The sequence below is a fragment of the Thermocrispum municipale DSM 44069 genome (assembly GCF_000427825.1).
Classification (GTDB): domain Bacteria; phylum Actinomycetota; class Actinomycetes; order Mycobacteriales; family Pseudonocardiaceae; genus Thermocrispum; species Thermocrispum municipale.
The window spans coordinates 563,944-583,515 of sequence record NZ_KE386593.1 but is presented as its reverse complement, the minus strand read 5'-3'; the positions used below and the strand labels follow the sequence as shown (position 1 = coordinate 583,515).

The window sequence follows — 19,572 nt, the reverse complement described above, 5'->3', positions numbered from 1 at the left end:
CGGGGTGACGCTCATTGCCACGCGTTTGGCGGGCTCGCCACTGCGGGTGCGCGCCGTTAGCCTGGAGGCCTGCCAGCTTTGTCCCCGGCCAGCGAGGACGGCCTGATGCGCATCGTTCACTACGGACACTCCTGCGTTCTGGTGGAGACCGAGACGGCGCGCGTGCTGATCGACCCAGGGGCGTTTTCCTCGGGGTTCGAGCAGTTGCGTGAGCTGGACGCGGTCATGATCACCCACCAGCACTTCGACCACATCGACGCGGAGAAGCTGCCGGGCCTGCTGCAGGCCAATCCGTCGGCGCGGCTGATCACCGACCCTGGCACGCAGGAGCTGGTCAGCAAGCTCGGCTTGGAGAGCGAGACGGCTTACCCCGGCCAGTCGCTGCAGCTGGGTGAGACGCCGGTGCACGTGGTCGGTGGCGAGCACGCGGTGATCCACCAGGACATCCCGACGGTGGCCAACGTGGGGTACGTGTTCGACAACGGCGCCTTCTACCACCCGGGGGATTCGTTCAGCGTGCCGCAGCACCGGATCGACGTCCTCGGTCTGCCGACCGCCGCGCCGTGGCTGAAGGCGTCCGAGGCGGTGGATTTCCTGCGCGCCGTCAAGCCGCGCATCGCGGTGCCGATCCACGAGGCGGTGCTGGTCAACCCGGCCATGCACTACGGGTTGTTCACCAATCTCGCACCGGAGGGCACCGAGGTGCGGGTGCTCAGCAAGGGCGAGGCCCTGGAGGCGCAGCGGGTCTGACCTGGGGTTGTGGAGGCTCCGGCCGAAAATCGGGCCGCGGACGCCGCTCACCTGGGCGCGCCGCACTGCGCGGCTCAGGCCGACCTCGCCCGCGAGTTCAGCGGTGCGGGATGTGCCGCGTCCTGCCCAGCGCCCGTGCCGGGATTTCGTGCAGGCTCGCGCCGACCTCAGGCCGCGGCCCGGTGGACTCGGCGGCCCGCGATGTGCCGGTTCTCCCGCCGCGCCGACCTCAGGCCGCGACCCGGGCGCGCCCAGACTCAGACCGCGGGCCCGGCGGTCCCAGGACTCAGGCCGCGGGCTCGGCGCGCCCGGGCTGAACCAGTCCTCGGGCCCTTCCGATCCGTGCCACGTCCAGCTGCCGATACGTCTGCGGAACAGCCCCGGCTTCCAAGGCCACGTCGACCGCGTCCAGCAGCGCCTGGCGTGGTCCGGACCTGCCCGCCTGGGTCGCGTCGATGTGCAGCCGGATGATCGCACCGCGATTGGCCGCCCGCGCGACGGCCAGCAGCACGGCGAAGCACCGCACGGTTTCGGCGCGGTCCGAGCCGCCACCACCCAGTGCGTGGACCTTCGCCTTGTGCACGGTGCCCGTGCGCAGGTCGTGAATCCGCGCGCCGTCTGCACACAACAGCAGACCCGCACGTCCGCAGCGCGTCGAGTGTGCCGTCCGAGGCGATCCATCCCGGCGGAGCGAAACCCGCGATGTCCGGAACCCTCAGTCCGGCCCGTTCCAAGGCGGCGATCGCAGCGCTGATCCGCAGGCCTGCTTCGTGAGCGGGCAGACCGGCGAACTCCGGCCGCCGGCCCAGCAGGCTCCGCGTCGGCGGGTCGCCGTAGCCGTGGATCAGCACATCGTCACCGTCGGCCAGGCGCGACCTGACCCAGCGGGCCAACGCACGGGACGCAGGCACGGCCCGGGGACGAAGGAACAGCGAGACCGGCACCGCGCGACGATCCAACTCGGTGGTGACTTCGGTCAGCACCGGCAAGGTCGCCGCGCTTGCGCCGGATACGGATACCAGTAGTCGGGAAGTCACGGTATTCAGTCAGCCAGTTCGAGATGTCCCCGGCGCTACTGGCACGTGACATTCCTGCGAGCGCTACTCGCCGGCGAGCGCGGGCTCGGCCTCCTCCTCGGCCTTGGCCCGCTCGGCCCGCTCGGCGCGGGTCGCACGCACCGCGGCCACCACACCGGCGGCCCACAACGCGACCAGGGCGACGTGGATGGCGATGTTCAGGTTGCGCGGCACGCTGGCGGCTTCCAACAGCGACCCGGCGTTGGTCAGCACGATCAACCCACCCGCGGCGGCGCCGAGCACGCGCGGCGGCAGGAAGCGCACCAGCCACGCGGCCAGCGGCGCCGCGATCACACCACCGATCAGCAGGCCGAGCACGATGGTGAAGTTCACGCCGGACCCGGTCAGGGCGAAGAAGAAGCTGATGCTCGCCGACAGCGCGACGATGAACTCCGACGCGCTCACCGATCCGATCACCTTGCGCGGGTGCAGCCGGCCGCTGGACAACAGCGTGGACGTGGCGATCGGACCCCAACCACCACCTCCGGATGCGTCGACGAACCCGGCGACCAGGCCCAGCGGGGCCAAGAACTTCGCCCCAGGTCGCCTGCCTGCCACCAGCGCGCCCAGCTTCAGGAAAGCGAACCGCACCAGCACGTAGAGGCCGAGCACGGTCAGCAGCGCGGCGATCCACACCCCGGCGAAGTCGGTGGAGATCGACGACAGCGCGTAGGCTCCGAGCGCAGCACCGATGGCGCCCGGCAGCGCCAGCAAACCCACCGTGCGCCAGTCGACGTTGTTGAAGCGCCAGTGCGAGAACCCGGACACCAGCGTCGTGCCCACTTCGGCGAGGTGAATGGACGCCGAAGCCACCGCGGGCGCGACACCGATCGCCAACAACGTCGTGGTCGCGGTGACGCCGAAGGCCATACCGAGCGACCCGTCGACGAGTTGGGCGAGGAGTCCCGCCAATCCGAACAACAACAACATCTGCATGACGACGACTCCTCGGCGTTCACTCGCTTGCGTGACAAGTCGCCTACGATCGTGAGCGGCGGGCCACGATTTGGAAACGCTTCCCACATGTTGAACGAACGACGGAGCGGCCATGTACGAGTGGATCTCGTTCACCTCCGACTACGGCTTGCGTGACCCCTTCGTCGGGGTGTGCCACGGGGTGATCGCCCGCATCGCCCCGCGCTGCCGCGTCATCGACATCACGCACGGCGTACCGCCCGGCAACATCCGGCACGGAGCCTTCGTCCTGGCCCAGTCGGTCGGATACCTGCCGCCTGCGGTGCATCTCGCGGTGGTCGACCCCGGCGTCGGCACTGCCCGGCGCGGCATCGCACTCTTCGCGGCCTCCGGGGTTCTCATCGGGCCGGACAACGGGCTTCTGCTGCCCGCGGCCGAGGCACTGGGCGGCGCCCAGCACGCCGTCGAGCTGTCTTCACCGGAGCTCCAGCTGCATCCGGTGTCCGCGACGTTCCACGGGCGGGACGTCTTCGCCCCGGCCGCCGCCCACCTGGCCGCAGGCGTCGACCCCACCGAGTTCGGCCCGTCCATCCCGATCGAACAGCTTCATCGACTGCCGACGCCCGCCCCGTCCGTGCGCCCCGGGGAGGTCGTCGCGAGCGTGGCCACCATCGACCATTTCGGCAACGTGCAGTTGACCGCGCCCGCTTCGAGCCTGCGGGAAGCCGGGCTGACGCAGGGCATGACGGTCGTCGTGCAGCGGCAGTTCACCGGAGTGGTCGGCCGGACGTTCGCCGATGTCGACGAGGACGAGCTGGTGGTGCTGAGCGACTCGGCAGGGCTGGCGGCCATCGCGGTCAACGGCGGGTCGGCCGCCCAACGCCTGGGCTTGACCGGTGACGAGCAGGTGACGATCAGCTCGGAGTGAGCCCCGGCCCCCAGGTGAGCACGTCCACGCGATCCCCGACCGCGATGCTTCCGGGCTGCACGACGTTGAACTTCACCGCGAAGGCCACCCGGCCGTTCTCCGGATCGCGCCGGTAGCTGGACAACGTCCGGATCGGCTCGGACCCGCGCCGAATCCCGGTCGCCTGATCGACCAGCGTGATCGCACACCGGGTGTCCCGCTTGGCGTAACCGAGCTCCGCACCGCCGACCGTCATCCTCCGCACGCGGTCCTCGCAGAACGGCTCCGGCCACGAATCCACCACGATGTTCGGCCGGAAGCGGTCCATCGGCACCGGTTCTCCGCCGCGTGCCACGATGCGCGCGTTGAGGTCGCCCAACGACGTCGTGGAGGCCACGGCCAACGCCTGTCCGTCGGCGAACCCTGCCGTCCCCGGGGTCTCCCCGGTGGCCACGCGCTCGTGCTCCGGCGTGACGCGCACCAGGCGACACGGGGTGCTCAGGTAGTCGCTGAACCACGTCGCGGCGTCGTCACCTTGGTCCACACCCTCGCCGCTGTACCGGAACACCGCGATGGGATGACGTTTGCCGTCCAGCTGGATGTCGATCTTCAACGACCCGTGCTGCGGCGTGCTCACCTCCAGCACCTCGTCCGGCAAGCTCACCGCGACCGCGGCCAACGCCGGGTACTCGCGCTGGGTCAAGACCCGGCCGTGCTCGTCCACCAGCGCGAACGTGCGATCGTGCCGCACGCCGGCGGGCAGCAGCTCCGCGGCGGACAGGGTGATCCCGCGGCACGACTTGACCGGGTAGCAGTGCAGCGAAGCGACGACCGGGACGGGCATGCGGGGACTCTAAAGCCACTACAGAATCGGCGCAGGCGTGTACCCCGCTGCTTCCGGGTACCGCTTCACGATCTCGTCCACGCGCTGCACGACCGCGTCCACCTGCGCGGAAGCCAGTCCGGTGAATGACAGTGGCTCTGCCAGCAAGGACTCCAGGTCGGCTCGGTCCAGCGGCAGCGTCTCGTCGGCCGCGAGCCGGTCGAGCAAATCGTTCTCTGCGACGCCCTGCTCGCGCATGGCCAGCGCGGCGGCCACCGCATGCTTCTTGATCGCCTCGTGCGCGGCCTCCCGGCCGACCCCGGCCCGCACGGCGGCCATCAGCACCTTGGTGGTGGCCAGGAACGGCAGGTACCGGTTCAGCTCCCGCTCGACGACCGCGGGGAAGGCACCGAACTCCGCCAGCACGGTCAAGAACGTCTCCAGCAGGCCGTCGGCGGCGAAGAACGTGTCGGGCAACGCGACCCGGCGGACGACCGAGTCGGACACGTCGCCCTCGTTCCACTGCTGGCCGGCCAGCTCTCCGGCCATGGAGGCGTAGCCGCGCAACACGACGGCCAGCCCGTTGATGCGCTCGCACGAGCGGGTGTTCATCTTGTGCGGCATCGCGCTCGAGCCCACCTGTCCGGGCTGGAAGCCTTCGGTGACCAGCTCGTTGCCCGCCATCAGCCGGATCGTGGTGGCCAGGCTGGACGGGCCGGCGGCCAGCTGCACCACGGTCGTGACGACGTCGTAGTCCAGTGAGCGGGGGTAGACCTGCCCGACCGAGGTCAGCACGCGCTCGAACCCGAGGTGCTGGGCGACGACCTGCTCGAGTCGCTCGACCGCTTCCTGGGAGCCGAGCAGGTCGAGCATGTCCTGTGCGGTGCCGACCGGGCCTTTGATGCCGCGCAGCGGGTAGCGCTGCAGCAGGCCTTCCAGGCGTTCGAAGGCGACCAGCAGCTCGTCAGCGGCCGACGCGAAACGCTTGCCCAGCGTGGTGGCCTGCGCCGCGACGTTGTGCGAGCGCCCGGCCATCACCAGCGTGGCGTGCTCGGCGGCCAGCTGCGCCAACCGCGCCAGCACGGCAACCGTGCGGTCCCGCAGTAGCTCGAGCGACCGCCGCTGTTGCAGTTGCTCGACGTTCTCGGTGAGGTCGCGCGAGGTCATGCCCTTGTGCACGTGCTCGTGCCCGGCGAGCGCGTTGAACTCCTCGATGCGCGCCTTGACGTCGTGCCTGGTCACCCGCTCACGGGCGGCGATGGACTCCAGGTCGACCCGATCGAGGACCCGCTGGTAGTCCGCGATCACCTGCTCGGGGACCGACACGCCGAGCTCGGCCTGGGCGCGCAGCACGGCGAGCCACAGCTCCCGCTCGAGTCGGACCTTGTGCTCCGGCGACCACAGTTCCGCCAGCTCAGCGGACGCGTACCGGCTGGCGAGGACGTTCGGGATCTGCGGCTTGTCAGTCACGCATACAGCCTACGGCGGCGGCCGCGTGCCCCCGGGTGCGAGTGCGGCGCCCGCCACGGCGGGGAAGAATCGGGGCAGTCCCGTCGAGTGAAGGAGTCGTGATGACCAACCGCACGTACCGCGTCACCGAGATCGTCGGCAGCTCGACCGAGAGCGTCAGCGACGCCATCAACGGTGCGGTCCGCCGCGCCTCCCAGACACTGCGCGGGCTCGACTGGTTCGAGGTCACCGAGATCCGCGGACACATCGTCGACGGCGAGGTCGGCCACTACCAGGTCGGGCTCAAGGTCGGCTTCCGGCTGGAGGATCCTGCTTGATCCGGCGCAGCCTGCGCGGCGCGACGAACCACAGGTAGCCGAAGCAGGCCGCGGTGAGCGCGGCGAGCACACCCAGTGCCACTACGCCGAACACCACGAAGCCGATCAACGCCACGGTGACGGTCACCGCGAGCGCGAGGCAGACCAGGCCGGCCAACACCACGCGGTTGCCGTCGGCCAGGATCTGCCGGCGCAGTCCTTCGCGGAACAGCATGCGGTGCCACGCGGCCGGGGCGGACAGCAGCGCGGTGGCGAGCACCGCGAGCAGGACCGCGGCCAGGTGCAGCACTTTCACCAGGAGTTCTGCCTCGGCGAACATCGGGGTGAACACCACGGCGAGCAGGAAGCCGAACAGGATCTGCACGCCCGCCTGGGCGACCCGCAGTTCGGCCAGCAGTTCGTTGACGTTGCGGGTCAGCCGCTGTTGCTCGGTTTCCCGCTGCTCCGTCATGCCTCCATGATTCACCTGTTCGTGCTAGTGCAAAACCTGGCGCGGACGGCGCAGGCAGCGGCGGTGCGCGGTCGCGGTCGGACACCTCCGGCCCCGGGCAGCCGCGCGGCGACCCGCTGCCGGCTCGGGCTCACCGCCGCCGGTGCCGTGCGGCCGTCCGTGGCGGCACAGCCGAGCGGCATGGATGTCGGCCGTACGCGGAATCCCGGCTTGCGCCTTCCGGCACGCGCCCGCGTGGCCGCCCTGCCGACACGGGCCCGTGTGGCTGTCCCTGCCGACAAGTGCCCGACAGGCCGCCCCTGTCGCCGACACGCGCCCGCATGGCTGCCGCTGCCGGCACGCGCCCGCGTGGCCGCCGTCGCAGTGGGCGACGAGCCCGCACATCAGCCCGGTTAACCTGGAGGATGTGCCTGCATCAGCCCAGCCGCTGCGGATCGGCAAGTTCACCGTCGATCCGCCGGTCGTGCTCGCCCCGATGGCGGGCATCACCAACCGGGCGTTCCGGCAGCTGTGCCGCGAGTACGGTGCGGGCCTGTACGTCTGCGAGATGATCACTGCCCGCGCGGTCGTGGAACGCCACCCCGGCACGCTGCACATGATGAGCTTCGCTCCGGGGGAGTACCCGCGGTCGATGCAGCTCTACGGCGTCGACCCGGCCACCATGGCGGAAGCGGTCAAGATCGTGCTGGGCGAGGGTCTTGCCGACCACATCGACGCGAACTTCGGCTGCCCGGTGGCGAAGGTGACCCGCAAGGGCGGCGGCGCGGCGTTGCCGTACAAGCGCAAACTGTTCGGCCAGATCGTGGCCGCTTCCGTCGCCGCGGCCGAACCGTACGGCGCCCCGTTCACCGTCAAGTTCCGCGTCGGCATCGACGATGACCACCACACGTTCCTGGACGCGGGCCGGATCGCCGAGCAGGAAGGCGCTGCTGCCGTCGCCCTGCACGCGCGCACGGCGGCCCAGCGCTACTCCGGCCAGGCCGACTGGTCGCGCATCGCGGAGCTGAAGGAAGCGGTCACCACCATCCCGGTGCTGGGCAACGGCGACATCTTCACCGCGGACGACGCGCTGCGCATGGTCGAGCAGACCGGATGCGACGGTGTGGTGGTCGGCCGGGGCTGCCTCGGCAGGCCGTGGCTGTTCGGTGAGCTGGAGGCCGCGTTCGCCGGCCGCCCGATCCCGCCGGGACCGAATCTGGGCGAGGTCGCCAAGGTGCTGCGCAGGCACGCCGAGCTGCTCGTCGAGCACGACGGCCACGACAAGGCCATGCGGGACCTGCGCAAACACATGGCCTGGTACTTCATGGGCTTCCCGGTCGGCTCCGAGCTGCGCCGCAAGTTCGCGATGATCAGCAGCCTGGCGGAGCTGGAAGAGCTCCTCGCCCAGCTGGACCACGACGCGCCGTTCCCGGAAGCGGCGACCGGTCCGCGCGGTCGCCAGGGTTCCCCGGGCAAGGTCACGCTCCCGCACGGATGGCTGGACGACCCGGACGATGCGAGCGTGCCCGAGGGCGCGGATATGATGCACTCCGGTGGATGACCAGCTCGACGCGCTCACACGACTGATCACCACGACCGTCGGCGACGACGCCGTCGGCCTCTACCTGCACGGCTCGGCCACGGCGTCGAGCCTGCGTCCCGCCAGCGACATCGACCTGCTCCTGCTGGCCGAACACAGCCTGCACCGGCCACAACGCCAGCAGCTGCTCGACGGCCTGCTGCGGATCTCCGGCCTCGACAGCGGCCTGCGCCCGGTCGACCTCGCGGTCGTCGTCCGGGCCGGTTGGCACTACCCGCCGACGGTGGACTTCGTCTACGGCGAGTGGCTGCGCGAGCAACTCGAGCAGCAAGGCCCACTGCCTCCGCACCCGTGGCCGGACCTCGCCGTGCAGATCGCTCAGGCGCGTGCGGGCCGAGCCGTCTTCGGCCCGCCGCCCACCGACGTGCTGCCCGCGGTCCCGCAACGTGACCTGATCGCCGCGAGTGTGGGCGGCATCCCCGAGCTGCTCGACGAGCTGGAATCCGACACCCGCAACGTGCTGCTCACCCTGGCCCGCATCTGGGCAACCGTCGCCACCGGGCGCCTGCTGGCCAAGGACGAGGCCGCCGAATGGGCGCTCTCGCAGCTGCCCAAGGAACTCCGACCCGTCATGCGGCACGCGGTGGAGCTGTACCGCACCACCAGTTACGCCGACGAGCGATGGCCGGAGCGGCTGTTCGCCGATGCGCGGCCGTGCGCTGACTACGTGGTGGCTCGGATCGGCCGCACCCGCAGCGGCAGCCCGTCCGCCGGGATCGGTCCGGTGCCGTAGGTCAACGGTGGCTCGTAGCCCTCGGGAACCGACCAGGCGAACCGCAGCAGCATCTGGTGCATGATCGCCTTGACCTCCATGATCCCGAAGTGCATGCCGATGCACTTGTGCACGCCGCCGCCGAACGGCATCCACGCGAACCGGTGCGACTTGTCCTCCCGCCGGTGCTCGGCGAACCGCTCCGGGTCGAACACGTCCGGGTCGGACCACCACGGCTCCATCCGCTGCGTCGGGTACACGCCCAGCACCACGCGGGCGCCTGCCGGGATGTAGCGGCCCTCCAGCTCGGTGTCCCGGATCGCCCGGCGCATCAGCACACCGACCGGCGCGGACATCCGCAACGATTCCTTCATCACCAGGTCCAGCGCGGGCAGCCGGTCCAGATCGGCATAGCTGATCTCGTCGGTGCCCAGCGCCATCGACTCGGCCCTGGCCCGCTCCTGCCATTCGGGGTACTTGCCCAGGTAGTAGGCCATCATCGCGGCGGTGATCGTGCTGGTGTCGTGTGCCGCCATCAACACGAAGATCATGTGGTTGACCACGTCGACGTCGGTGAACCGCTGCCCGTCGTCCGTCTCGGCCCGGCACAGCACGCTGAACAGGTCCTGCCCGTCGCCCGCGCGCTTGGCCGGGATGCGCTCGGCGAAGTACCGCTCCAACTCCCGCCGACCACGCAGTCCGCGCCGCCAGATCCCGCCGGGGACGTCGGCGCGCACCAATGCCTGCCCGGCCCGCACGGTGTCCACGAACGCCTCGTTCAGCCGGTCCGCCTCCGGACCGAGGTGATCACCCACGAAGACCTCGGTGGCGATGTCCAGGGTGAGCTGCTTGAGCGCGTCGTACACGCCGAACCGGCCACGCGGCCGCCAGCGCGCCAGGCCACGGCGGATCGCCGGGTTCATCGCCGCCAGGTAGCCGAGCAGCCGGTCGCGCGTGAAGGCCTCCTGCAGGATGCGCCGGTGCTGGTGGTGCTCCTCGAAGTCCAGCAGCATGACGCCACGGTGGAAGAACGGTCCGATGAAGTACTCCCACCCCGGGCCGTTGGCGAACGCCTTGTCCCGGTTGACCAACACCCGACCGATCGATTCGGGGCCCAGCACGATCACCATCCGGGTGCCGAACCCGCCTGCCCACTGCACCGGCCCGTACCGCCGGTACCGCTCGCGGGCGAACCCCAGTAAGTCGGTGGTCACCGTCAGCGAATGTCCCAGGATCGGCGGACCGTAGTCACCGAGCACGGGCTCCAGCCCGCTGCCGGGTGGCGGCGTGGCCAGCGGCCGCACCGGAGCGGGCACCCGCTGAGCGGCCGCGGCGACCGTCGTCTGGAACCGCCGCACCACCGTCGACTTCACCGTGGACGTGAGCATGGATGTCATCGGCCCTCCCACACCAGGCGTGATCAGGACCATAGCGGAAAACGATGTTTCCGTAAACACGCGTTTCCTAATATCGCCCGTGTGGCAGACTCGGCGAAGTGACCAGAGCGGCGACGGGGATGTATCGCGGCGCAACCGCCGAGGAACGGCGGGCGCAACGCAGACGCCGCCTGATGGATGCGGCGCTGGAGATCATCGGCACTCAGGGCTGGGCGAACACCACCCTGCGCGGCGTGTGCGAACAGGCACGGGTGGGCCCGCGATTCTTCTACGAAAGCTTCGCCGACCTGGACGAACTCGCTGCCGCCGTGCACGCCGAGCTGGTCGACGAGGCGCTGCAGCGGACGCTGCGCGCGGTCGCCGAGGCACCGGACGACCTGGCCGCGAAATCGCGCGCGGGGGTGGCCACGATCATCACGGCGTTCACCGAGGACCCGCGCCGGGCCCGCTTCGTGTTCGCCGAGGCGCACGCCAGCGAGACGCTCATGCGGCTGCGCTTCCGGGCCATGCGCACCATTTCCGACGTGGTCGCCGAGCAGGCCGCCACCCTGCTCGACATGCCGCCGGACAGCGAGACGGTGCGGCAGGCGTTCGCGCTGTTGTTCACCGGCGGGGTGGCCGAAATGATCCTGGTCTGGCTGGACGGCGGGCTGGATCTCGACCGGGACGGGCTGATCGACCTGTGCCACGAGTTCCTGCTGACCTCCGCGCAGAACCTTCCCGACCTGGCAGAACGGGTGAGCAGGCGATGAACCGCGCACGCTGGGCCCGGTACTGGGATCGCAAGTCGGACCGCTACGACGCCGAGATGATGCGGTGGGACCAGCGACTGTTCGGCGACTCCCGGCCATGGGCGTGCTCGAAGGCGCGGGGCGAGGTGTTGGAGGTGGCCGTCGGCAGCGGACTGAACCTGCCGCACTACCCGCCGGACGTGCAGCTCACCGGGGTCGACTTCAGCACGAAGATGCTGGACCTCGCAGCCGAACGAGCAGCATCACTCAACCGCGCGATCCGGCTGCTGCGCGCGGATGCGCAACGTCTCCCGCTGGCGGACAACAGCTTCGACACCGTCGTGTGCACGTTCGGACTTTGCGCCATCCCGGACAACGAGGCGGCTCTCGACGAGATCACGCGGGTGCTGCGACCAGACGGACTGCTGATCCTCGTCGATCACGTCGTGTCCACCAGCCGGTTCATTCGCGCAGGTCAGTGGCTGGTCGAACGCATCACGGTGCCCCTGGCCGGGGAGCATTTCCTGCGCCGCCAGCTGCCGTTGGTGCGCGCTCGCGGGTACACGATCGTGCAGGCCGAGCGCTTCCGGCACGGGCTGGTGGAACGCCTGGTGGCGACCCGACTTCGGTGAACGTGAATGTTCGCCGATCATCTTCACGACCTCGCACAGGTTGGCCGCCGATCGAGTGATGTTTTCGCTGGCGCGGGGGAAGCCGACTCAAGCACGCCCGCGAATCCGTCGAAAAACATTACGAACGTCAGGAAGGCGGCGCGGCGGATGTACGGACCTGAAGCGGGCAGCATGGCCACCGCTTCTGGTCTGTCCTCGGCAGCCGCGCAGACACAGCTGGGCGTCAACACCGTCGGCTCGTCGCCGGACGATCTGGTCTCGTTGCACGAATCCATCGCCCGGCTGCTGGCGGTCCAGGGCAACTGGAAGCGGGCCTACTCGCACCTGCACGCCGCGCTCCGGCTGGCCAGGGAGGCCGAGCGGTCTGCGCCGGCCATCCCCGAGCAATTCCGCATGCAGGTGGCCGAGCTGCACCGCGCACACGCCGCGGCAGTGCACGCCAGCCTGCGCGACTCGTTGACCGCCGCTTACAACCGTCGCTACCTGGACCAGCGGCTGGCCGAACTGCTCGCGGAGAACACCGCCGACCCGCGCAGCCCGGGCATCGCGGTCGCGCTGGTGGACCTGGATCTGTTCAAGTCGGTCAACGACGCACACGGGCACCTGGTGGGCGATCAGGTATTGCGGCAGGTCGTCCGCTTGATGCAAGCGGAGCTGCCGAGCACCGGATTCTGCGCGCGCTACGGCGGCGAGGAGTTCGTGCTCGTGCTTCCGGACATGTCGGCCGCGGCCGCTGTCGGCATCGTGGAGCGGGTGCGCAGGCGGGTGGCCGCGCACTCATGGTCGCTGCTCGCACCGAACCTGCGTGTGACGATCAGCGCCGGGCTGATGCACGTGGCGGGCGGCGAGTGCCCCACGGACATCGAGCTGTGCCTCGGGCTGGCCGACGAGGCTCTCTACGCCGCCAAACGGGCCGGCCGCAACGCGGTGAGCTACCGGGTTGCCAACACGATCAGGTTCGCCGGTACGGACGACAGCGAGCACTGAGCGTTTCTTCCCACCGCGACCATTGGCACCAATGTGTTCCCCCGCGTGCGGTATATCCGTACGATAACGAACTCGAACACCGACGGCGTGTAACCCGCAGGCAACCGTCGGTGAGGCTTCGCCGTGTATCCAATGACGAGACCACAGAGGGGAGCACTGGGTGCAGAACGACCATGGCGCTCAGCGTTCCCGATCCGACCGGCAAGCCAAGCGTCCGATTCCACGGCGTCCCGCGCCCGGGGCCGAGCCGTCCCGGCATGCCGAGCCGCGCCGACGGCGACCGGGACAGGTCGGGGAACGCACCCGGATGGTCCGGCACGAGCCGGAGCCGCCACGACGTCGACGTGCCGTCGCCGAGCCACCGGCCGCTCAGGGCGAGCCCGATGCCACGCACGCCGATCCGGACCCCGCACGGCACGAAAACACCGGAGCCCCTCGTCGGCGCGGCCGACCGGAGCCGCGGGCTGAGCGGAGGGGTGGCGCCGGCAGGCGCGGCCTTCCCGAGTCAGGCGTGGAGCGGGCAAACCCACGCGCCGGCGGCGGCCTGCCCGAGTCACGGGCCGAGCGGGGCACGCCGGACACGAAGCGGCCCGAGCGGGGCACGCCGGACACGAAGCGGCCCGATCAGAGCACGCTGGATGCGGGGCGTCGGGAGCCGCCCGGCTCGCGTGCCGCACTGAGCAAGCCGACGCCCGAGCGGCGCCGTAGGCCGTTCACGGCGCCACCCGCCGAGCCCGACGCGGTACGCGCCGAGGAACCCACCAAGATCCGGCCTCCGGTCCCGCCCCGGCGCGGCGAAGCCGCACGGAATGCCGCGGACGAGCCCACCAAGGTCCGGCCCCCGATCCGCCGTGGCAACGGGGCGCGCAAACCGGGAAGCCTTCGCCCTCGGCATGAAGATAACGTCCTCGAACCAGGCAGCCTGCACCCCCGTGACGACGACGCCCGCAAGCCGGGCAGCGTCCGCCCCCGCGACGAGGAGGAAGCCCCCAGACCACGCGGCCTCCGCTCCAGGCACGACGGGGACGCCCCCAAGCCAGGCAGCCTGCGCCCCCGGCACGAAGCCGCACCCAAGCCAGGCGAGCCTCGCCATGACGAGGCCGGGCGCCCGCCGGGCCGGCGCGAGCCACGGCGGCCCGCGCCCCCAGCGGATCCCGCATCGCTCAAGGACCGGGAATCCGACCCCGCACGGCGCACGGACAAGCCGCAAGATCCACCTACGGTCAAGGCGCTCGAGGTCCCCAAGGACACCGAGTCCGACGGTCCGAACCGCCGAGCCGACGGCGTCGGCGCGGCCACGTACCTCCTGACTCCGGTCACCGAGCCGGACGGTGAGGCGAAGCCCGCCGAGCCCAAACCGCTCACGCGCAAGCGGCCCGCCAAGCCGACCGCCGCACAGACGACGGTGATGCAGCGCCTGTGGCGCAACGAGCCCACCGTCCTGATCCCCGCGATCAGCGACAAGGATCAGCCGCCTCCCAAGCCGAGCGAGCCCGCGCCGAACACCCGACTGCAACAGAAGCGGGAGCGCAAGGACCGGCGCGCACTGGTGGCGGGCAAGGCCGCGGTGGCCACACTGGCCGCGTTGATCTTCCTCGCGGCGGGCGGCGCGTGGGGCATGAAGGAGTGGTACGACTCCAAGTTCACCGAGGTCGCCGCGCTCGACGAGGAATCGAAGGACATCAAGCACAAGGCCGCTCAGGTCGGCGACGAGAACTTCCTCATCCTCGGCTCGGACTCGCGCGTCGGCGCGCCCAAGGGCGCGGGCATCGGCACCGAGAAGACGATCAAGGGTGCCCGTTCCGACACGTTGATGATCGCCCACCTGCCGAAGGACCGCAGCCGCGCGATCTTGGTGTCCTTCCCGCGCGACCTGGAGATCACCCGGCCCGAGTGCTACCGCTGGAACTACAAGACCGGCGAGTACAGCAACGAGAAGATCCCGGAAACACCCCAGGTCAAGCTGAACACCGCGTACGCGGAAGGTGGCCCGCGGTGCGTGATCAAGTGGGTGCAGAAGACCACCGGCATGAAGATGACCCGGTTCGTGGGCATCGACTTCGCCGGGTTCAAGGAAATGGTCGACGCGGTCGGCGGGGTGCAGATCAAGGTCGACACCCCGATCGTCGACTCGATCCTCGGCACCGTGGTGGACAAGCCCGGGGTGACCACGCTGACCGGTGACCGGGCGCTGAGCTTCGTCCGAGCCCGGCACGTCGAAGGCGACCCCACGTCCGACTACGGCCGCATCAAACGCCAGCAGCAGTTCATCGCCGCGTTGCTGACCAAGACCATGTCCCGGGACGTGCTGCTCGACCCGCAGAAGCTGACCTCGTTCGTCAACGCGTTCGCCGCCGCCACGTTCGGCGACAACATCGGCGTCGACGAGCTGCTCGATCTCGCGCAGTCGCTGAAGGGCATGGACACCGACTCGGTCTCGTTCCTCACCGTGCCCACCACCGGCTACGCCAACGAGCGCGGCAACGAGGTCATGCTGGAGGACGAAGCGGCGGAGTTGTTCTCGGCTATCATCCACGACAAGCCGATCCCCCGGGCTCGACGACGACAAGGATGCGTCGCAGGACAAACCCGACGAGCGCGCGTCCGACGGCGAAGGCGACACATCCGCCCAGAGCCAGCAGGTCGAACCGGCAGGTACCCCCTGACCGACGCGGTAGGCGATCCTTCGTCCGCGATTCACCCGAGGTTCACCTCCACGCTACGGCGTGCCACCGGGCGCGAACGTAGAGTGGCGCTATGCCGGTTCGACTTGCCGCCGGCATTCGAAGGAGTTGAGTGATGCGCGAGGCATACCACGTCGAGCTTGACCGGCTCGCCGAGCAGCTTGCCGACATGTCCGGCATGGCCGCGACCGCGATGGAGAAGGCGACGCGGGCTCTGCTCGAAGCGGACCTGGCCCTGGCGGAGCAGGTGATCAGCGACGACCAGAAGATCGACGACGCACGCTCGGCATGTGAGGAACAGGCCTACCAGCTGATCGCGCTGCAAGCCCCGGTCGCCACCGACCTGCGCACCGTGCTGGCCACCATTCACGCGGCGGAGAGCCTGGAGCGCATGGGCGACCTGGCGTTGCACGTGGCCCGCGCCGCGCGCCGCAGGCACCCCGAGCACGTGCTGCCCAAGCCGGTGGAGCACTACTTCGCCGAGATGGGTGAGGTGGCGGTGAACCTGGGCAGGCTGGCCGAGCAGGTGATCCGCGAGCGGGACATCTCCAAGGCCAAGGAGTTGGAGCGCATCGACGACAAGGTCGACGACATCCATCGGCACTTGTTCTCGGTGATCATGGACAAGGACTGGGAGTACGGGGTGGCCGCCGCGGTGGACACCACGCTGCTCGGCCGGTTCTACGAGCGGTTCGCCGACCACGCGGTGTCGGTGGCCAACCGGGTGATCTTCGTCGTCACCGGCAAGATGCCCGGCTACAACACCGACGCGGACGCCGACCTGTAGCCAGCGAGCCGCGCTGGTTGACCTTCACGTTGGTCGAAGCCCGATGATGGCGGGGTGACCGACCCCGAGTTGATGTCGATCGGCGCGTTCGCCGAGCGCGCAGGCATGACCGCAAGCGCTTTGCGGTTCTACGACGACGCCGGACTGCTGCGGCCGGACCGAGTCGATCCGGTGACGGGCTACCGGCGCTACAGCGAAGCGCAGGTGGCTCGCGCCGACCGGTTGCGCAGGCTGCGTGAGATCGGGATGCCGCTGTCGGTCATCGGGACGTTCTTCGCCGCGGACTCCGACGAGGCCGTGCGGCTGATCGACGAACAGGTGGCGAAGGTGACCGCCCAGGCCGCCGAGGTACGGCGGGCCGCTGCGCGGCTCAAGGCCTCGCTGGACCCGGATCGTCGTCACCCGATCTGCGCGCTGGCCGGTCCCGTCCTGGCAGAAGCCGTGGACCAGGTCATGGCGGCCACGATCCACCATCCCGACATGCCCGTCCTGAACGGCGTGCGCCTGGAAGCCGATGGCGAATCGGTCGCGCTGACCGCGACCGATCGATACCGGCTCGCCACCCGGACGCTGGTGCCCGTCAGCCGGCCGTCGGACTCCTGGGCGGGCACCCTCGACGGCGACGACCTGCTTGCCATGAGCGCCCGGATGCGCCGCAGCACGACCGTGACGATCGAAGCCGGTGAACGGTCGGTCGGCTTCCAGCTGACCGACGGCACCGTCCTGCCTTGTCGCCTGCGGACCGAGACCTTCCCGGACCATCGGCTGATGCTCGATGCGCTCCCATCGGTGACTCATCGCGTGACGGTCGGAAAGCACCAGGTCGTGCGGGTGCTGGAGCAGCGGGCACCGGAACTGGTCGGCGTGCGGGTGGCCGGGAACCGACCGAGCTTGCTGATCGGCGACGACGACGTGGCGCTCGACGGCACGGCAACGGGCTCGGATGTGACCGTCTGGTTCGACCTGACCACGTTGTATCCGGCCGTCGGCCATGCGATCGGCAGCGACGTGCTGCTCGATCTGCGCGGTCCCGAGCAGCCTGCCACCGTCAGGTCGGCCGACGACGGCGACCTCACCACCCTCGTCATGCCCCGCCGCGCCCCCGAGAGGACGAAATCATGACCACCGCAGCCGACCCCACGATGGAAGAGATCGGTGCCGCCGTGACGCTCGGGCACCAAGGCGACGTCGAAACGGCTCGGCGCGACCTGCTGGCCATCTGGCGGCGGATCGGAGTGCTCGGCGATCCGTTGCATCGCTGCACAGTGGCGCACTACTTGGCCGATCTCTACGACGACCCCGCCGAGTCGCTCGTGTGGGACGTCCGCGCCCTCGACGCCGCCGATGCGCTCACCGACGAACGCGCGCAGCGGCACCACGCGAACCTGCAGGTCGCCGGCTTCTACCCGAGCCTGCACCTGAATCTTGCCGACAACTTCCGCCGCCTGGGCGCATTCCGCGCCGCCGCCGAGCACATCGATCACGCCAAGCGGCACCTCTCCGCGCTTCCGGACGGTCCCTATGGCGACACCATCCGGTCGGCCGTCCAGGAGATCGGGCAGGCCGTCGCCGACCGGTCCACCACGCGCCGGGTCTGAGGCGTTGGCCTCGGCGGCCGTGCCTGCACGGAACTCGCACCCCGCGCGGTCGTGCCGCAGCGCCGCGCGCCTGCCGCATTGACCCACGTCGCTGGTCATTCACCCACGCGCTGTCGGCCCGCCGGGCAGTCGCACTGCCGGGTGATTCGACGTACCCGTCACGAGTGACGAAATCTGTTGGCGGCCATCGGTAGCGTGAACGAGTGCTGGTGGGGCTCAAGCCTGCCGGTTCGGACAGCGCCGGCCGGCGTACTGACGGCGTTGAGCGTGGGCATGAGCGATGTCGCGGCGAACGGCTCGACGGGTTCGGCGGCTACCTACTGACCGGGCTCACCACCGTGCAGGCCGCCGTGCGGCGGGAGCGGGATGCCTTGCGGACCTGACGGCACGAGTAACGGAAATGCGGCTGGCCGGCAACGGCCTGCCGGACACCGACATCGCTCGGCGACGCCTGCTGAGCGAGGCAGCGGTGAAACACATGTGACGAGGCTGATGGCGAACCTAGGGCTGACCAGCCGGGCGCAGGCCGTCGTGGCCGCGTACGAAAGCGGCCTGATCGTCTCGTCCGCCGCAGCGAACCGGAGTAGGGATGACTGACTGGATCACGACCAAGATCACCGCAGAGCTGGTGCGCGGAGCGATCGAGCTGGAGGACACCGGCCGTGGCCTGCTGCCACACCGGTTGCCCGCGTGGGCCCGAGCGCAGATACCTGACGTGCGACTGACCATTGCCGAGGCGCAGCCTGCCGGGATGCGGCTGGTGTTTCGTACCGACGCCACCACGCTCGAGCTGGACACGCTGCAGACGAAACGGGTCTATGTGGGTGCGCCGGAGCAGCCGCTGGGGACCTTCACCCTCGTGGTCGACGGCCGGGTACTCGCGCACACGAGCGTTCCCGGTGGGAACACCCTGCTGGTCGACCCGGTGACGGTCGAAACCGAACTGCGTCCGGGTTCGCCCGGCGTTGCGCGCTTCCCCGAGCTGCCTGCCGGCGCCAAGACCGTCGAGATCTGGCTGCCGCACAACGAGCAGACCGAGCTGCTCGCGCTGCGGACCGACGCGCCGGTCGAACCAGTGCGGGCGGAACGCCCGGTGTGGCTGCACCACGGCAGTTCGATCAGCCACGGCTCCAACGCCGACGGACCGACCACGACGTGGCCTGCGGTGGCGGCCCGCGCCGCCGGAGTCGACCTGATCAACCTCGGCTTCAGCGGCAACGCGCTGTTGGATCCGTTCGTGGCGCGCACGCTGCGGGACACCCCGGCAGACGTGATCAGCATGAAGATCGGCATCAACCTGACCAACGGCGACCTGATGCGCCTGCGCGCCTTCACTCCCGCGGTGCACGGGTTCCTGGACACCTTCCGCGAGGGGCGACCGGACACGCCGCTGGTGCTCGTGTCGCCGCTGTACTGCCCGATCCAGGAGGACACGCCAGGCCCGGTCGCGATGGACACCGAGGCGCTGGCCCGCGGCGACGTGCAGTTCATCGCCACCGGTGACCCGGACGAAGTCGCCGCGGGGAAGTTGACGCTGCGGGTCATCCGCGACGAGTTGGCCCGCATCGTCGAACAGCGCTCCGATCCACATCTGTCCTATGTGGACGGTCTGCACCTGTACGGGCCGGCGGACTACGACGAGCTGCCCCTGCCGGACGGGTTGCATCCGGACACCGCGGCACACCGCCGTATCGCCGATCGGTTCGTCTCCACCGGAGTGCTTTCGACCGATCGGTCGCTCCAGGGCTAGGTTGTC

20 protein-coding genes and 1 pseudogene are annotated in these 19,572 nt (G+C 70.0%); 14 read left to right on the top strand and 7 right to left on the bottom strand.

The genetic code is table 11. From position 1 onward, the window contains the following. The first annotated feature begins 105 nt into the window (after positions 1-105). Positions 106-750, top strand: coding sequence for an MBL fold metallo-hydrolase (locus YWM_RS0118155; protein WP_028851873.1), 645 nt, complete (start codon positions 106-108; stop codon positions 748-750). Between the two features lie 286 nt (positions 751-1,036). On the opposite strand, the gene YWM_RS26970 is transcribed toward YWM_RS0118155, so the two are convergent. From YWM_RS26970 to YWM_RS0118145, 3 genes and pseudogenes are all read right to left on the bottom strand, one after another. Then, positions 1,037-1,378 carry a hypothetical protein gene (locus tag YWM_RS26970; RefSeq protein WP_245566120.1) on the bottom strand — a complete coding sequence of 114 codons (342 nt, stop codon included), beginning with the start codon at positions 1,376-1,378 and terminating at the stop codon, positions 1,037-1,039. 55 nt (positions 1,379-1,433) lie between these two features. After that, a pseudogene (locus tag YWM_RS26965) lies at positions 1,434-1,694 on the bottom strand (DUF2334 domain-containing protein); the annotation flags it as partial. 156 nt (positions 1,695-1,850) lie between these two features. Beyond that, a complete protein-coding gene (locus YWM_RS0118145; protein WP_028851872.1) occupies positions 1,851-2,762 on the bottom strand; it encodes a sulfite exporter TauE/SafE family protein in 912 nt (303 codons plus the stop codon). Between the two features lie 112 nt (positions 2,763-2,874). Between YWM_RS0118145 and YWM_RS0118140 the strand changes: the two genes are divergently transcribed. After that, complete coding sequence (locus tag YWM_RS0118140; protein WP_028851871.1) at positions 2,875-3,669, top strand: SAM hydrolase/SAM-dependent halogenase family protein; 795 nt, start codon at positions 2,875-2,877, stop codon at positions 3,667-3,669. Here YWM_RS0118140 and YWM_RS0118135 read toward each other — a convergent pair. Then, positions 3,656-4,492, bottom strand: coding sequence for an MOSC domain-containing protein (locus YWM_RS0118135; RefSeq protein WP_028851870.1), 837 nt, complete (start codon positions 4,490-4,492; stop codon positions 3,656-3,658). The genes YWM_RS0118140 and YWM_RS0118135 overlap by 14 nt on opposite strands. A gap of 18 nt (positions 4,493-4,510) precedes the next feature. Continuing rightward, positions 4,511-5,941: an adenylosuccinate lyase gene (gene purB, locus YWM_RS0118130; protein WP_028851869.1), complete on the bottom strand. Its 1,431-nt coding sequence runs from the start codon at positions 5,939-5,941 to the stop codon at positions 4,511-4,513. 101 nt (positions 5,942-6,042) lie between these two features. On the opposite strand from purB, the gene YWM_RS0118125 reads away from it, so the two are divergent. After that, positions 6,043-6,258 (top strand): dodecin, encoded by a 216-nt coding sequence (locus tag YWM_RS0118125; RefSeq protein WP_028851868.1) that lies wholly within the window; start codon positions 6,043-6,045, stop codon positions 6,256-6,258. Here the strand turns inward: YWM_RS0118125 and YWM_RS0118120 are convergent. Further along, entirely contained in the window at positions 6,224-6,709 is a 486-nt protein-coding gene (locus YWM_RS0118120; protein WP_028851867.1) for a DUF6328 family protein, read from the bottom strand. The genes YWM_RS0118125 and YWM_RS0118120 overlap by 35 nt on opposite strands. Before the next feature lie 397 nt (positions 6,710-7,106). Between YWM_RS0118120 and dusB the strand changes: the two genes are divergently transcribed. Both dusB and YWM_RS0118110 read left to right on the top strand, forming a co-directional pair. Beyond that, complete coding sequence (gene dusB / locus YWM_RS0118115) at positions 7,107-8,249, top strand: tRNA dihydrouridine synthase DusB (protein ID WP_028851866.1); 1,143 nt, start codon at positions 7,107-7,109, stop codon at positions 8,247-8,249. Next, positions 8,242-9,021, top strand: a complete 780-nt coding sequence (locus tag YWM_RS0118110) for an aminoglycoside adenylyltransferase domain-containing protein (RefSeq protein WP_028851865.1) — start codon at positions 8,242-8,244, stop codon at positions 9,019-9,021. Before dusB ends, YWM_RS0118110 begins: the two co-directional genes overlap by 8 nt. Here YWM_RS0118110 and YWM_RS0118105 read toward each other — a convergent pair. Continuing rightward, a complete protein-coding gene (locus YWM_RS0118105; protein ID WP_028851864.1) occupies positions 8,952-10,397 on the bottom strand; it encodes a cytochrome P450 in 1,446 nt (481 codons plus the stop codon). The genes YWM_RS0118110 and YWM_RS0118105 overlap by 70 nt on opposite strands. A 98-nt stretch (positions 10,398-10,495) precedes the next feature. On the opposite strand from YWM_RS0118105, the gene YWM_RS0118100 reads away from it, so the two are divergent. The 9 genes from YWM_RS0118100 to YWM_RS0118050 all read left to right on the top strand — a co-directional run bounded on the left by YWM_RS0118100 (position 10,496) and on the right by YWM_RS0118050 (position 19,566). Continuing rightward, positions 10,496-11,149: a TetR/AcrR family transcriptional regulator gene (locus YWM_RS0118100; protein ID WP_028851863.1), complete on the top strand. Its 654-nt coding sequence runs from the start codon at positions 10,496-10,498 to the stop codon at positions 11,147-11,149. After that, positions 11,146-11,760, top strand: a complete 615-nt coding sequence (locus YWM_RS0118095) for a class I SAM-dependent methyltransferase (RefSeq protein ID WP_028851862.1) — start codon at positions 11,146-11,148, stop codon at positions 11,758-11,760. The genes YWM_RS0118100 and YWM_RS0118095 overlap by 4 nt, the downstream gene beginning before the upstream one ends. 147 nt (positions 11,761-11,907) lie before the next feature. Continuing rightward, complete coding sequence (locus YWM_RS24465) at positions 11,908-12,747, top strand: GGDEF domain-containing protein (RefSeq protein WP_245566085.1); 840 nt, start codon at positions 11,908-11,910, stop codon at positions 12,745-12,747. Between the two features lie 511 nt (positions 12,748-13,258). Continuing rightward, the gene (locus YWM_RS25390) at positions 13,259-15,547 is read left to right on the top strand and encodes an LCP family protein (protein WP_052345102.1); all 2,289 of its coding nucleotides are present in this window, start codon (positions 13,259-13,261) and stop codon (positions 15,545-15,547) included. Then, positions 15,547-16,218 carry a phosphate signaling complex protein PhoU gene (gene phoU / locus YWM_RS0118080; RefSeq protein ID WP_028851861.1) on the top strand — a complete coding sequence of 224 codons (672 nt, stop codon included), beginning with the start codon at positions 15,547-15,549 and terminating at the stop codon, positions 16,216-16,218. The genes YWM_RS25390 and phoU overlap by 1 nt, the downstream gene beginning before the upstream one ends. A gap of 54 nt (positions 16,219-16,272) precedes the next feature. After that, positions 16,273-17,340, top strand: coding sequence for a DNA polymerase III subunit beta family protein (locus tag YWM_RS0118075; RefSeq protein ID WP_028851860.1), 1,068 nt, complete (start codon positions 16,273-16,275; stop codon positions 17,338-17,340). Further along, positions 17,337-17,816, top strand: a complete 480-nt coding sequence (locus YWM_RS0118070; protein ID WP_028851859.1) for a hypothetical protein — start codon at positions 17,337-17,339, stop codon at positions 17,814-17,816. The genes YWM_RS0118075 and YWM_RS0118070 overlap by 4 nt, the downstream gene beginning before the upstream one ends. A gap of 203 nt (positions 17,817-18,019) precedes the next feature. Beyond that, positions 18,020-18,199 carry a hypothetical protein gene (locus YWM_RS0118065; RefSeq protein WP_028851858.1) on the top strand — a complete coding sequence of 60 codons (180 nt, stop codon included), beginning with the start codon at positions 18,020-18,022 and terminating at the stop codon, positions 18,197-18,199. A 206-nt stretch (positions 18,200-18,405) separates the two neighbouring features. Continuing rightward, positions 18,406-19,566, top strand: coding sequence for an SGNH/GDSL hydrolase family protein (locus tag YWM_RS0118050; RefSeq protein WP_028851857.1), 1,161 nt, complete (start codon positions 18,406-18,408; stop codon positions 19,564-19,566). Positions 19,567-19,572 lie beyond the last annotated feature (6 nt).